We start from the raw sequence: 12,390 nt of genomic DNA, 5'->3' as shown, positions 1-12,390 counted from the left end.
GAATGATCCGGGACAGAAGCGGGCTTCTGCCCGGCTCCTCCTGGATAGTGCCTGTGGCAAGCGCTCGCGCTACCCACGCCTGCGGGACTCTCGCGAGTGAGGCGCGTCCACGCGCGTTCCGCCCGCCGGTAAAGAAGACCTCTGCTAGCTGACGCCCAGCTTTTCCAAGATGCTTTCGTGCTTCTTGGGTTCCACTCCGAGCTGCTTGAGGATGCCGAGTTCGTCGGATGACCCCCAGCGTTCCACCATCTTGCCGTTCTCAAAGCGGGCAATCTGGACGCCGCGGGCCTTGATCTTCTTGCCGGTGGGGGCGATGCCCTGGAAGTCGCCCTCATGGGTCCCGGTGATCGTGTACGCCATGGCGACCGTATCTTCATCCGCCGTGATGTGCTCGGGACTGGCCTTCAGATCGGGGAACGCCGTGCGCATCTCGGTGAACAAATCGATGTACCCCTGCGCGCCTGGGCCCTGGGTTGGTCCCGGGTCGTGCTCCACAACGGTGGGGGACACGAGCTCACGCATCGCCTCCAGGTTGCCGCTGTTGATCGCTTCGCCGAACTTCGTCTGCGTCTGGATGTTCAGTTCTTTGCTCATACAGTGTGGGATGCGGCGATCCGGGTGCCCTGTTTCCGTGCCGGCACAAGTTTTCACCAAAGCGGATCTTCTGTTGCGAACGGGGCTGCCGGCGTTGCCCGCACTGATAGTCTTGGAACGTGCCAAGCCCAATCATCACGACGATTCAAAGCCATATCCTTGAGCAGCAGCAGCAGTCCGGCGAAGCTTCAGGAACCTTTTCGTGGATGCTGTCCGGCATCACGCTCGCCACCAAGATGATCGCCGCCGAGATCCGCAAGGCCGGCCTTAACGATGTCTACGGCGCGGCCGGCGCAACCAACGTGCAGGGCGAGGCCCAGCAGAAGCTGGACGTGTTTGCCAACGAGGCCATGCTGCACTGCCTCGGGATGCGCGACTCCGTTGCCGCCCTGATCTCGGAAGAAAATGACGAGCCGGTCATCTTCAATCGCTCGGGCGACAAGGCCAAGTACATCATCGTGTTCGACCCGCTCGACGGCTCCTCCAATATTGATGTCAATGTCAACGTGGGTACCATCTTTTCGATCTTCCGCCGCCCTGACGGCGTCAGCGTCGAAGATGCCCTGCTGCAGCCCGGCACCAAGCAGGTAGCTGCCGGCTACGTGGTGTATGGGCCGTCGACCGTGTTTGTGTACACGACCGGCAACGGCGTGCACGGCTTCACGCTCGATCCCGCCATCGGTGCCTACGTGCTCTCCTTCGCCAACATGAAGATGCCGGAGCAGGGTGCGTACTACTCCGTGAACGAGGCCAACTACGACACCTTCCCGGAGACGTACAAGCAATACCTGACGGAACTGCGTACCGGCGGCCTCGGCCAAACCTACTCCTCGCGCTACATCGGCTCGCTGGTGGCCGACTTCCATCGCACGCTGTTGAAGGGCGGAGTGTTCCTGTATCCGCCGACCGTGAAGCAGCCCAAGGGCAAGCTGCGGCTGCTGTACGAGGCCAACCCGCTTGCCTGGATCGCGGAGCAGGCCGGGGGGCGTGCACTCTCCGGCAATGGGCGTGTACTGGAGATCAACCCCGAAAGCATCCACGAGCGCACGTCGCTGATCGTGGGCAGCCGGGTCGAGGTGGACCGGCTCGAAAAGCTCCTGCAGTAGAAACTCCCCAGCGGCTGGCCGCTGTTTGCCCGGTGCCCTCATCTCACGGGGTATGCCTGCCGAGCTGAGCCGTCGCCGCTTCCATCGTCTGCTTGCCGCCGGGCTGGTCGCCGCCCCGTTCCATGGTGCTTCGACTGCTGCAGAGACCGCCCGCGGCACTGACGAGCATGCCTCGCCGGACACGCCTGAGTTGCTTGTCGAAGCGATCCCGCTCGGGCCTATCGGCTGGTGCCCCAACAATGCCGCGCTCCCGGTGCTGTTCTATCACTCGGCCGTGCCGGTTGCTGGCAGCGACCCGGCGCAGGCTTTTGAAGTGCTTTTTCGTCGCAATGGCTGGCCGCCCCAATGGCGTAACGGCGTCTACACCTTTCACCACTACCACTCCACTGCGCACGAGGTTCTGGGCTTCACCGCGGGCTCGGCGCGCTTGGTGCTCGGCGGTCCCGGCGGCAGAGAAGTGGAGGTGCGCGCCGGCGATGTCCTGCTGCTGCCCACCGGCACAGGCCACTGCGAGCTGTCCAAGAGCGATGATTTTGCCGTAGTCGGCGCCTATCCGCCGGAGCAGACCTGGGATATCTGCCGCACTGCACCGGATGCCGAAGCGCGAGCCAGGATGAGCAGTCTGCCCTTCCCGCGGACGGACCCGGTGCAGGGCGTGGGCGGGGCCGTGTCGCGGTACTGGGTTCGCTCTACCTGAGCACCTGTCCATCGCATCAACGCGCACCCGACAATCCGCAAGGCTCATGGCTTTTACGATCCGGAAAGGATCGATCAAACCTCACCACGCTGCAACTTCTGTGCCCAGGCGCCGCCCGGAGAATCCAACAAGCATGCCCGAACTTCCTGAAGTCGAGACCGTCGCCAACGGCGTACATGCGCGCATCGCCGGAGACCAGATTGTCTCCGCCTGGTTCAGTGCCAAGCCTGAACCCTTCAAAACGCCGCCGCTGGAGATGGCAGAGGCGCTCACCGGGCGCACTATTCAGCGGGTCCACCGCGTGGGCAAGCACATCGTGGTGGATCTTGCCGCGCCTGCGGGAGACGCTCCCGCGGTCACGGAGGCGGAATGGATTGTGCACCTTGGCATGACCGGCAGGCTTCTGGTCTCGCAGCCCGATGTGCCCCTGCCAGCGCACACGCACGCCCAGCTGGTGCTGCACTCAGGCCGCGAGCTGCGGTTCGTGGATGCGCGGCGGTTCGGGCGGCTGGATCTGCGCCGCCTCGATACCGTGGGCGGGTTTGCCGGCCCCGGCGCCGAACCGCTGTCGATCCCGGCGGACGCGTTCATTGCACTGTTCCGCGGGCGCAAGCTGGCCATCAAGGCCGCCCTGCTGAACCAGTCGCTGCTGCACGGCGTGGGCAACATCTATGCAGACGAAAGCCTCCATCGCGCGGGCATTCGCCCCTCGCTCGCGGCGGGCAAGGTTTCAGGCCCGCGGCTGCGAAGGCTCCACGCCGAGCTGCAGTCGGTGCTGCTGAACGCCATTGCATTGGGCGGCTCCTCTGTTTCCGACTACGTGGATGCTGATGGGGTACGCGGCTTCTTCCAGCTGGAGCATCGCGTCTACGCCCGCAAAGGGCAGCCCTGCCTCACCTGCGGCACACCCATCCGGCGCACCATTATCGGCGGGCGCAGCACGCACAGCTGCCCGAAATGCCAGCGTTGACCCTCGCGAATCTACAAAAGCCTCTATATTTTGCAGGCGACTGCTACGGAAAACGGGAGAATGTGTTTTTCCAGGGCGGCTAAGTCACTGACTCTAAACAGATCCATCTTCGGCATAAAAATTGCTTATAGGTAGAGTGCCAGAGACGTTTGGAGAGAGCCGGCACAGACCGGTTCCCCAGCTAAGCAGTACCAGCACCCGGAACGAAGGCGCCCACAAGAGGCAGCCTCGCCCCGGGTGCAGCAAGCCCTCGGAGTGATCGTGTCCGAAGGCATCTTCAGGAGGCCAGTGACTGGCCATTTGCACCAGCGGTATGGAAGGGAGCGGCTTGCAGCTGCTCCCTTTCGCGCATACGGCGTACCGAATCCCACATGGACAGGACGCCCGGGGGATCACCCGGGACAGGCCGGTGATCTGTGCTTGCGTGGGGACGCGGCTCGGGGTAGTATCTGGCTTAGCCTTATTTCGCTCCTCGCCGGTTGATGCGCATGCGCTCGCCGAGAGTCAAGCGCAACCCGAGGGTACAAGCGCAATCAATGAGGCCTGCAAGCTACAGCCACCGAACCAGGCGGCACGTAGAATACGTCGTAGGGAAGTGGTACGAGCGCAGTCGGCTGACCTTGGCCTGTCAGCCACACACATCCTGTCCTGAGTAGTAGCTCCTTCTCCCCGACAATCCGCTAGCCGGAGTTTCTTGACGAGGATGGGCGCGGCGAAAGCCGGCAGGGATCCGGTAGTCAGCTTTCCAAACCTTGCCTGCAACGGGCAGGCGTGGACGCGAACGGCCAATCATCGAAGAGTCATGGATTCGCTGCCGTCCGATCCAGGGCAGCAGGATACGCACGAGGGACGTGCACGAATGAGCACAGAACAAACAGAGTCCTCCTCCCATTACGGAGATGATGGACATGGCGCTGGCAGCATGGCTGTTCCAGCACAGGCTGCAGGCGAAGCAAACCCTGCAGGCCCAGGCAGCACAAACGGACGCAGACGCAGACGCAGGCGCAAAGGAAAAGGTCCTGGCGCGAACGGTGCCGCTGCACCTGGCACCGCCCAATCCCGTCCGGACACACAGGCAGACAACAGCGGCAGCGGAGACACGATTGCCGCCGCTGCTCCCGCCGCTCCCGTGCAGGCTCCGCCTGCCCCCAGCAACAACAATCACGGACAAAATCACACGCAGAGCAAGCGCAAGAGCGGCCGCAAGCGCACCGGTTCCGGCGAAGGTGGCAGCAACAGTGCTGCACCGCAGCCCGGCAACCAGGGGCAGGGTCGCAACAACCGGCAGGCACGCCAGAACAACGGCGGCAGCGGTGGCGGTGGGTGGAAAAGCCGCACCAACGAGGGTCCGGACGGCAACCGTGAAGGCGCGCGCGGTGGGTTCGGGACGGAACCTTTCCAGGACAACAATGGCAATGGTCGGCGCAAGGGTGGCAAATTCGGGCGCCGTGGCCCCACCACTTTTGTCGGACCGATGGATCACTCGTACCGCGTGGTGAATGGCAACATCGCCGACGGACCGCCCTCCACCATGGACTATCGCAATGTAAACGGCAATGCGAATGGCAATGTGAACGGGCGCAACGACTACACGGAGACCGAGCCGGTCGCCACCCTGCTGGAAAATGCGCCGACCCGTATCCTTTGCTTCATTGAAGATCTCTTCGTTGTCGCCAAGATGCAGGAAACCGCGCGCAAGCTCGGGGTCAAGGTTCGTTTCTGCAAGGCCGAGAAAGAAACGCTTGCCGGCATCACTGACAGCCCCGAGGCTGAGCGCCCCTCGCTGATCGTGTTCGATCTGAACAACCTGAATGCGAAGCCGCTTACTGTGATTCCTAAGCTCAAGAGCAAGCTCAAGCGCGGGACTTCCATCATCGGCTTCCTGCAACATATCCAGGGCGATTTGAAGTTGAAGGCGATTGAGGCAGGCTGTGACTCGGTGATGCCCAAGGCTGCTTTCTCGCAGAACCTGCCCAACCTGTTGCGGCGGCACGGTTTTGCCGAAGAGGAAGAAATGGTCGAGGCGTAGAACTCGACCGTCGAATTCAGCAGCAGCAACAGAACGGCCCATGCGGACAAGCTTCCGCATGGGCCGTTTGCGTTGCTGCACTCCGAACAGTACGGCTGGTAACGGCAGGCCTTCTGCGCGGGAGGCGCCCACTTCGTGGGGTGTTTACTTTTCTCAAGCAAGTACCCGTCCCGAAGGGACCGCCAGCCGCGCAGGCGGTTTGTTCTCCGTCGGGCCGCGCGAGGCAGGCTAGCCCGGGGGCCAGCCCATGGGGCGGCCGCCGAGTACGTGCAGGTGCAGGTGGTCGATGGTCTGGCCGCCGTCCTCGCCGCTGTTGATCACGGTGCGAAAGCCATCGAGCAGGCCTTCGCGCGCGGCCAGCTCCGCAGCCACTGCCAGCATGTGGCCCAGTAGCGCCGTGTGCTCGCGCGCCGTATGCGCCAGCGACTGCACGTGGAGCTTAGGGATGACTAAAAAATGCACGGGCGCCTGGGGCGCAATGTCGAGAAAGGCATAGACCTGTTCATCCTGGTACAGGGCGGGCACCGGCACGGCGCCGGCAGCGATGCGGCAAAAAAGGCAATCCATATCGCACAGCATAGCGCGGAGACGACGGAGCACGCTGGCTCAGCACGCATGGCACCCCGCCCGGTCGGCGCCACGGAAGAAGTCTGCCATGGTGCAGGCGCCGGAGCATTACACTAGAACGTGATGGCGACCGTAGCCCAGAGTGCTGGCCTGATCCAGATCGATCTTTCCCCGCGCAAGCCCGCGCCCAAGCCCGAGTGGCTCAAAGCGCGTGCGCCTTCCGGCGAAAATTATCACGATCTGAAAAAGCTGGCGCGCTCGCTCAACCTGCACACCGTGTGCGAGTCGGCACACTGCCCCAATATTGGCGAATGCTGGTCGCATCGCACCGCCACCTTCATGATGCTCGGCAACCTGTGCACCCGCCGTTGCGGATTCTGCGCGGTGCCCAAGGGCCGTCCCGAGCCCATCGATCTCGATGAGCCGCGGCGCGTGGCTGAAGCGGTTGCGCAGCTCGATCTCAAGTTCGCCGTGATCACCAGCGTCAATCGCGATGACGATGTGCTGGGTGGCGCGCGTATGTTTGCTGAGGTGATTGAGCAAATCCGTGTCCAGGCCCCGGGCTGCCAGGTGGAAGTGTTGATCCCCGACTTCCAGGGCAATCCCGAGGCGATCAGGATCGTGGTCGATGCGCGCCCTGAGATCCTGAACCACAATACCGAGTCCGTGCCGAGGCTGTACCGGGCGGTGCGTTCCGGCGCGCGCTACGAGCGCACGCTGCGGCTGCTGGAGTACGCAAAGGAACTCGCGCCGGAGATTGTCACGAAATCCGGTGTCATGGTCGGCCTTGGCGAGGAGATGCACGAGCTGCTCGAGGTGTATCGCGATCTGGCCGCGGTCGGGACCAACGTGCTGACGATCGGGCAGTACCTGCGGCCTTCGCGCGACCACTTGCCCATGGCGCGCTACTACACGCCGGATGAGTTCGCCTTTATGAAGACCGAGGCGCTCGCGATGGGCTTCCGTCACGTGGAGAGTGGACCCCTGGTGCGCTCGAGCTACCACGCGCACGAGCAGGCGGGCTCCGCCGCTCAGCACGCCTAGCGCCGCCCTAACCAGCGCCACCTTATAGGTTGCAAACTAACCCTCCAGCTTTGCTGCTGCCCTGCGTCTTCGCTCGGTCCTCGCTGCGGTTCTGGTCGGGCTCCATGTCTTGATGCGCAAGGGTGCACCCTCCGCGTCCCCGACTCCATCTAACGCTGCAGGAGACATAGACACATGTCCAAGGCAGTTTTGTTCCACAACAACGGCGGTCCGGAAGAGCTCAAGCTGGAAGAGATTGCCGTGCGTGCGCCCGCGCAGGGTGAGGTCAAACTGCGCGTGGAGGCGATGGGCCTGAATCGCGCAGAGCTCATGTATCTTGGCGGGTATTACCTTGAGACTGCAAAGCTGCCGTCACGCATCGGCTACGAGATAGCCGGCGTCGTCACCGCTGTCGGACCGGACGTGGATGCGTCGATCATCGGCCAGCGTTTTGCGACGGTGCCGGGCTTCTCGATGAACCAGTATGGCTGTCTGGGTGAGGAGGCCGTGGTGCCTGCGAGCCGGCTTGCCCGCTATCCCGAAAAGCTATCCGCTGCGGAAGGCGCATCGGTCTGGATGCAGTACCTGACGGCTTATGGTGCGCTCGTGCGGCATGGCAAGGTCACCACGGGCGACTTCGTGCTGATCACCGCCGCTTCAAGCAGCGTAGGCATCGCGGCCATCCAGATCGTCAAGGCCGAGGGCGGCATCGCTATCGCGACAACGCGCAAGAGCGACAAGCGGGACGCGCTGCTGGCGCAGGGTGCGGACCACGTGATTGTGACCGAGGAAGAAGATTTGAAGGCCCGCGTGGACGAGATCACCGGTGGCCAGGGCGCCCGCCTTGTGTTTGACCCGGTCGGCGGTCCGTACGTGGAGAAGCTTGCCGAAGCGTGCGCGCACAGTGGCACGATCTTCGAGTACGGCGCGCTCGCCACCGAGCCCACACCGTTTCCATTAATGCTGGCGCTGGGCAAATCCCTGCGGGTGCAGGGGTACACGTTGCACGAGATCACCGTTTCACCCGAGCTGCTCGGGCCCGCGTGTGACTACGTACGCGAGCGCCTGGAAGATGGCCGCTTCAAGGTGATCCTGGCGAAAACCTTTCCATTCGAGCAGTTCCAGCAGGCGTACACGTACCTTGCGTCAAACCAGCAGATTGGCAAAGTCGCGATCACCCTGTCATAACCAATGTGCCGTCTCATCGCTCGAGCCGAGCAGCGATCGCCGCCCGGCTCGATTCCCCTTCAGCGTCCGGGCATCACGACGAATGGGCTTCCCTGGTCCTGGTTGTGGTTTTCCGGGGCGAGCAGGCCTGCGGGCAGCTCCCAATGCGGCGACTGCAGTTCAGGCATGGGCTTGGCCTGAAAAAGGCGTTTGGTCTGCTTCGCCATCCATCGTGCGGTGTTCTTGGACTTCTTACGGCGCGCACTGTCGGTCGAGATGCCGGTACCGGCATACATCTGCCGGTACAGCTTGGACAGGAACATGAAGGCGACCCTGGACTTCAGGGTCGGTGTGCACGCGGACCGTTCCCACACGGCTGACCAGCTGTAGAAGCGATCCCACACGAGCTGGGTGCGTGTCTTGATCTCTTCCGCGCTCATGGAGGGGTGCGGGGTAAACATCTTGGGCCGCACTTCCGTAGGGATCAGCCAGTACCGCGTGACCGGGATATCGCCGACCAGCGTCGGGTGCTTGGCCTGCTCCTTCTCCCATCGGGCGAAGTCGACCGTGCCGGGAAACGGCGTCATCATCACGAACTGCGCAAAGGTCACGCCCGACTTGAGCGCCATCTCTACCGTGGCATCGAAGGTCGCGGGCTTGTCCGTGGGCAGCCCGAAGATAAACGAACCCAGAACATGCACGCCGTGCTTCTTGAAGGTCTGCAACTGCTTCGCCAGTGCCTCGCCGGAGTAGTTGAAGTCCTTGAAAACGGCCTTGAGGCCTTCCGGCGTCACCGCCTCGACCCCGACCAGCGCACCCTTGATATTGGCGTTGCGCATGGCGTCGAGGTACTCGCCGTCCTCGGCAGCCTCCATCGTGATCTGCGTAAAGAACACCATGTCCCGGGGCAGCTTGGCGAGCTCTTCCATCAACTGGAAGCGCTCAGCGCGAATGGCCGTGAGCTCATCGATGCGCGCCTGGTTGTTCTGTTCGCGGGCAAGGCGCAGGTCGGTCAGCGTGACCGGGTAGAAGTTGTCATCGGCCAGCGCGATAAAGCGGAAGCCGATCCGGCGGAGCGACACGATCTCATCGATAACGCTCTGGAACCGGCGTTGCCGCGGCTGCTGCCCATCGGTGCGCCACACCGAGCAGAACGAGCAATGCTTGGGGCAGCCCCGAATCGTCTGCACCGAAGCCCACATATATTTGTCCGGCTGCATCAGGTCCCAGCGTCCAGCCAGGAACTGCTGCCCTTCGATCCGTCCACCTTCGTAAATCCGGCCCGGGTTGCCGGCCATGCAGTCGCGAACGACCTTGCCCCAGGCGATGTCGCCGTCGCCCTTGACCACGGCATGGGCTGCGCCCAGCGCCAGCACCTCGTCCGGGTAGAGCGTGGCGTGGATGCCGCCATACACAACCCACGCACCCCGAGCATGGGCCTGTCGGCCCACCTCGTACCCGCGCAGGGCATTGCCGGTGTGCACGCTGATACCCACAATGTCGCCGGGCGCAATCGTCGCAAAGTCCACCTGCTCAATGGACTCGTCTACCAGGACTGGATCACCTGCTTCTGATGGAGTTGCAGCTGCGAGAACAAACAGCCAGCGAGGAGTGATCACGGCGGTACCGAAGGAGTTGTCGCTGGGGTTAATCAGATGAACGGTCACAGACCTGTAAGGAAACAGGCGCAGGCAAGAACCGTCTGTGCAATTGGCGACTTAGGGAGGAAGCCCGTGAAGGCCTGCCGCTACAGGGCGCATAGCAAATGCCCCACTCGGTAGCGCCGGCCATAGACCAGGCCTGCGGAATAGCGTAAAGCCCGTCCAGAAAAAAGGCGCCTGAGGCTATCGATGCCGGACCGGAGCGGTGCTTCAAACTGAGTGCGCGGCACCCGCTGCAGGGCAGCCCGTGGACGCCTGTGAGCGGGTATCCGGGCCGCCGGAGAAGCTGCCATCGGCAGGCTCGGCGGGTACAATCAGAGAGGTTGTTTCAAGAATTTCTGCACCACAGGACACTGACACGCATGCCCCCATCTGCCATGGCTGCCATCCCCGCGCTCAAGGACGTGTACCAACAGATCAAGACGCGGCTTGAAAAATCTGTCTCCGACTTTCAGCACAACCTGCAGGGCATCCGCACCGGCCGCGCCAGCACCCAGATGCTCGACAACGTGCGCGTGGACTATTACGGCACGCCCTCCGCGTTGAGCGCGATCGCCCAGCTGACCACACCCGACGCCAACTCGATCGTGATCCAGCCCTGGGACACCAGCATGATCAACGAGATTGAAAAGGCGCTGCGTACCTCGGAGTACGGGTTCAACCCGCAGAACGACGGCAAGATGGTGCGCGTGCCCGTTCCGCCAATGACCGAAGAACGTCGCCGCGACGTGGTGAAGCAACTGGCCCGGGTGCTGGAAGAGCACAAGACCGGCGCGCGCAACATCCGCCGGGATGGCAACGAGCAGATCAAGGCCGCGGCCAAAGAGAAGAAGATCTCGGCAGACGAGGAAAAGCGCTCTCTTGACGAAGTGCAGAAGATGACCGACGAAGAGATCAAGCGGCTTGAGGATCTGAGCAAGAAAAAAGAAGCCGAAATCATGCAGATCTGACCACGGCTCGCCCGTTCTTCCGAAGCCTAGGCTTCCTGCGAACTCCGGGCCTTCAGTGGCCGAACACGCCGAGCAATACGCACAGCGAAGGCTATCCGCAAGGGTAGCCTTCGCTGTTTGCGCCAGACCAGGGCGTCAGGCGGTGCGGGAGTGCACCAGTTCGAACTTGTGCTTGATCCGCAGGAACGGCTTCTCGTAGAACTCGTAGGAAAGCACGGCGATGGCGATCGTGAGCAACAGCTCCAGCAGCAGGCCGAGGCCCGGCACGCGGATGTGCGGCGCCAGGTACTTCTGCACTCCATAGATAACCAGGGCATGAAACACATACAGCCCGTACGCGACGCGCCCAAGGTACACAAGCCAGCGGGGCACCCACGACAACGGCACCTTGAGAACGCCGCGCAGGATGCAGGCGCAGCCCAGCGCAGCCAGGGCGTAGGCCATGGTTGCGGTGAACGGATGCATGGGACGCGTCAGGCTGGTGACATTGCCGGCCTGTGCCACCGCCCACAAAGCCACGCCTGCGGCGATGCCGAGCAGCGCGCCCTTTGCCGATTTCGCATGCTCCCGCAGGGAGTCATGAAAGCCGTAGAGCGCCCCGCCGGCAAAGAAAATGCTCTGCACAAGGCTGTCAAGCCACACCCTGTTCAGGCCCGCCCCCTTGTGCACGAGCAGCCATGTGGTCGCCAGGGATACGGCGCATACGAGCCCGCAGAGCTGCTGCATACGCGCATTGGAGAACCTGCGCGTAAGCGAAGGAAACAGCAGGTAGAACTGTTCTTCGACCGAGATGCTCCAAAGGTGATTGACCACCGGGGAAGGAAAGCCCAGGTGAAAAATGGCATACCAGTTCCCGACGAAGAGCAGCATGGCCACCACCGCGCCACGACTCATGGCAAGGTCCCGGTTTCCGAGGCCAAGCAGGGCGATCAGCAGGATGAAGCCAATGTAGAGCGGCCACAAGCGAAGCAGGCGGCGGCTGTAGAACTTGGCCAGGTGCACAGTGCCGGTGCGATGTTTCTCTATCTGTAACAGACATGTGATCAGATAGGCGCTCAGGAAGAAGAAGAAACTGAGCGAAAAGCCGCACAGGTCGTGAAAGCTGCGGACACACAGCTCCAGCCAGGGGATTTTTGCAAAGAGCGCGCTTTGTGTGTGGTTCATGCCGTGGTTGATGAAAACACCCAGAAAGAGAACGAAGCGCACCGCATCGAGCTCTGGACGGTAGAACTTGCTCTTCGTTGACGCTCCCTGCGTGGTTGCTCCCGGCGCAACCTGCGGGGTTCCTGGAACGGCGTATGCCATATATTCGACACTCCTGCTCTTGTATCTCCCGAATACCCAACCAAGGTATGTAAGCGATCTGACTTAGTAAGTTCGATAGAGCACTTACGTGCAGCCTTACTTTGTTGCAGTCAGGATCGACTCACACGCACGCAGTAGGGACAGCATCGCCGCAGCGCAGCCTCCGGATGCAGACCGTGCTATCGGGGTGGACGATGAGGGTGCAGACCAGGGAAAGGGGAAGCAGGGAAGACTGCAGGAGAGAACGGGGCACCAGGCAGGTTGCCGGATGCTCTTGCCGGCGAAGCCAGGCGGCGTCTCTGTTGCAGAGCCGCCGCCTGC

11 protein-coding genes are annotated in these 12,390 nt (G+C 62.6%); 7 read left to right on the top strand and 4 right to left on the bottom strand.

The genetic code is table 11. The features are described from left to right. Positions 1–144: 144 nt before the first annotated feature. Positions 145–594: an ester cyclase gene (locus D1Y84_RS06355; RefSeq protein WP_124847765.1), complete on the bottom strand. Its 450-nt coding sequence runs from the start codon at positions 592–594 to the stop codon at positions 145–147. A 119-nt stretch (positions 595–713) separates the two neighbouring features. Between D1Y84_RS06355 and fbp the strand changes: the two genes are divergently transcribed. From fbp to D1Y84_RS06335, 4 genes are all read left to right on the top strand, one after another. Next, complete coding sequence (gene fbp / locus D1Y84_RS06350; protein WP_233581189.1) at positions 714–1,700, top strand: class 1 fructose-bisphosphatase; 987 nt, start codon at positions 714–716, stop codon at positions 1,698–1,700. Positions 1,701–1,752: 52 nt separating this feature from the next. Then, the gene (locus D1Y84_RS06345) at positions 1,753–2,397 is read left to right on the top strand and encodes a cupin domain-containing protein (protein WP_124849969.1); all 645 of its coding nucleotides are present in this window, start codon (positions 1,753–1,755) and stop codon (positions 2,395–2,397) included. 133 nt (positions 2,398–2,530) lie between these two features. After that, the gene (mutM, locus tag D1Y84_RS06340; protein WP_124847764.1) at positions 2,531–3,367 is read left to right on the top strand and encodes a bifunctional DNA-formamidopyrimidine glycosylase/DNA-(apurinic or apyrimidinic site) lyase; all 837 of its coding nucleotides are present in this window, start codon (positions 2,531–2,533) and stop codon (positions 3,365–3,367) included. Between the two features lie 922 nt (positions 3,368–4,289). Then, entirely contained in the window at positions 4,290–5,396 is a 1,107-nt protein-coding gene (locus D1Y84_RS06335; RefSeq protein WP_124847763.1) for a response regulator, read from the top strand. Positions 5,397–5,624: 228 nt separating this feature from the next. On the opposite strand, the gene D1Y84_RS06330 is transcribed toward D1Y84_RS06335, so the two are convergent. Continuing rightward, on the bottom strand, positions 5,625–5,963 hold the full coding sequence (locus tag D1Y84_RS06330; RefSeq protein WP_124847762.1) for a histidine triad nucleotide-binding protein: 339 nt from the start codon (positions 5,961–5,963) through the stop codon (positions 5,625–5,627). 123 nt (positions 5,964–6,086) lie between these two features. Here D1Y84_RS06330 and lipA point away from each other — a divergent pair, with 123 nt between their 5' ends. Both lipA and D1Y84_RS06320 read left to right on the top strand, forming a co-directional pair. Continuing rightward, positions 6,087–7,007, top strand: coding sequence for a lipoyl synthase (gene lipA, locus D1Y84_RS06325; RefSeq protein WP_124847761.1), 921 nt, complete (start codon positions 6,087–6,089; stop codon positions 7,005–7,007). Between the two features lie 174 nt (positions 7,008–7,181). Continuing rightward, positions 7,182–8,174: a zinc-dependent alcohol dehydrogenase family protein gene (locus tag D1Y84_RS06320; protein ID WP_124847760.1), complete on the top strand. Its 993-nt coding sequence runs from the start codon at positions 7,182–7,184 to the stop codon at positions 8,172–8,174. A gap of 59 nt (positions 8,175–8,233) precedes the next feature. Here the strand turns inward: D1Y84_RS06320 and D1Y84_RS06315 are convergent, their stop codons facing one another. After that, complete coding sequence (locus tag D1Y84_RS06315) at positions 8,234–9,820, bottom strand: radical SAM protein (RefSeq protein ID WP_124847759.1); 1,587 nt, start codon at positions 9,818–9,820, stop codon at positions 8,234–8,236. Positions 9,821–10,176: 356 nt separating this feature from the next. On the opposite strand from D1Y84_RS06315, the gene frr reads away from it, so the two are divergent. After that, positions 10,177–10,764: a ribosome recycling factor gene (gene frr, locus D1Y84_RS06310; protein WP_124847758.1), complete on the top strand. Its 588-nt coding sequence runs from the start codon at positions 10,177–10,179 to the stop codon at positions 10,762–10,764. Positions 10,765–10,899: 135 nt separating this feature from the next. Here frr and D1Y84_RS06305 read toward each other — a convergent pair whose 3' ends face one another. Further along, on the bottom strand, positions 10,900–12,069 hold the full coding sequence (locus tag D1Y84_RS06305; RefSeq protein WP_124847757.1) for an acyltransferase: 1,170 nt from the start codon (positions 12,067–12,069) through the stop codon (positions 10,900–10,902). Between the last annotated feature and the right edge of the window lie 321 nt (positions 12,070–12,390).

This window comes from Acidipila sp. EB88, from assembly GCF_003858395.1.
Lineage (GTDB): Bacteria > Acidobacteriota > Terriglobia > Terriglobales > Acidobacteriaceae > EB88.
This window is presented reverse-complemented; position numbering and strand designations above follow the sequence as displayed.

Coding starts and splice junctions, on each gene's coding strand:
- D1Y84_RS06320 (WP_124847760.1), top strand. CDS start 7,182: ATGTCCAAGGCAGTTTTGTTCCACAACAACGGCGGTCCGGAAGAGCTC.
- lipA (WP_124847761.1), top strand. CDS start 6,087: ATGGCGACCGTAGCCCAGAGTGCTGGCCTGATCCAGATCGATCTTTCC.
- D1Y84_RS06345 (WP_124849969.1), top strand. CDS start 1,753: ATGCCTGCCGAGCTGAGCCGTCGCCGCTTCCATCGTCTGCTTGCCGCC.
- D1Y84_RS06305 (WP_124847757.1), bottom strand. CDS start 12,069: ATGGCATACGCCGTTCCAGGAACCCCGCAGGTTGCGCCGGGAGCAACC.
- D1Y84_RS06335 (WP_124847763.1), top strand. CDS start 4,290: ATGGCTGTTCCAGCACAGGCTGCAGGCGAAGCAAACCCTGCAGGCCCA.
- mutM (WP_124847764.1), top strand. CDS start 2,531: ATGCCCGAACTTCCTGAAGTCGAGACCGTCGCCAACGGCGTACATGCG.
- D1Y84_RS06330 (WP_124847762.1), bottom strand. CDS start 5,963: ATGGATTGCCTTTTTTGCCGCATCGCTGCCGGCGCCGTGCCGGTGCCC.
- frr (WP_124847758.1), top strand. CDS start 10,177: ATGCCCCCATCTGCCATGGCTGCCATCCCCGCGCTCAAGGACGTGTAC.
- D1Y84_RS06355 (WP_124847765.1), bottom strand. CDS start 594: ATGAGCAAAGAACTGAACATCCAGACGCAGACGAAGTTCGGCGAAGCG.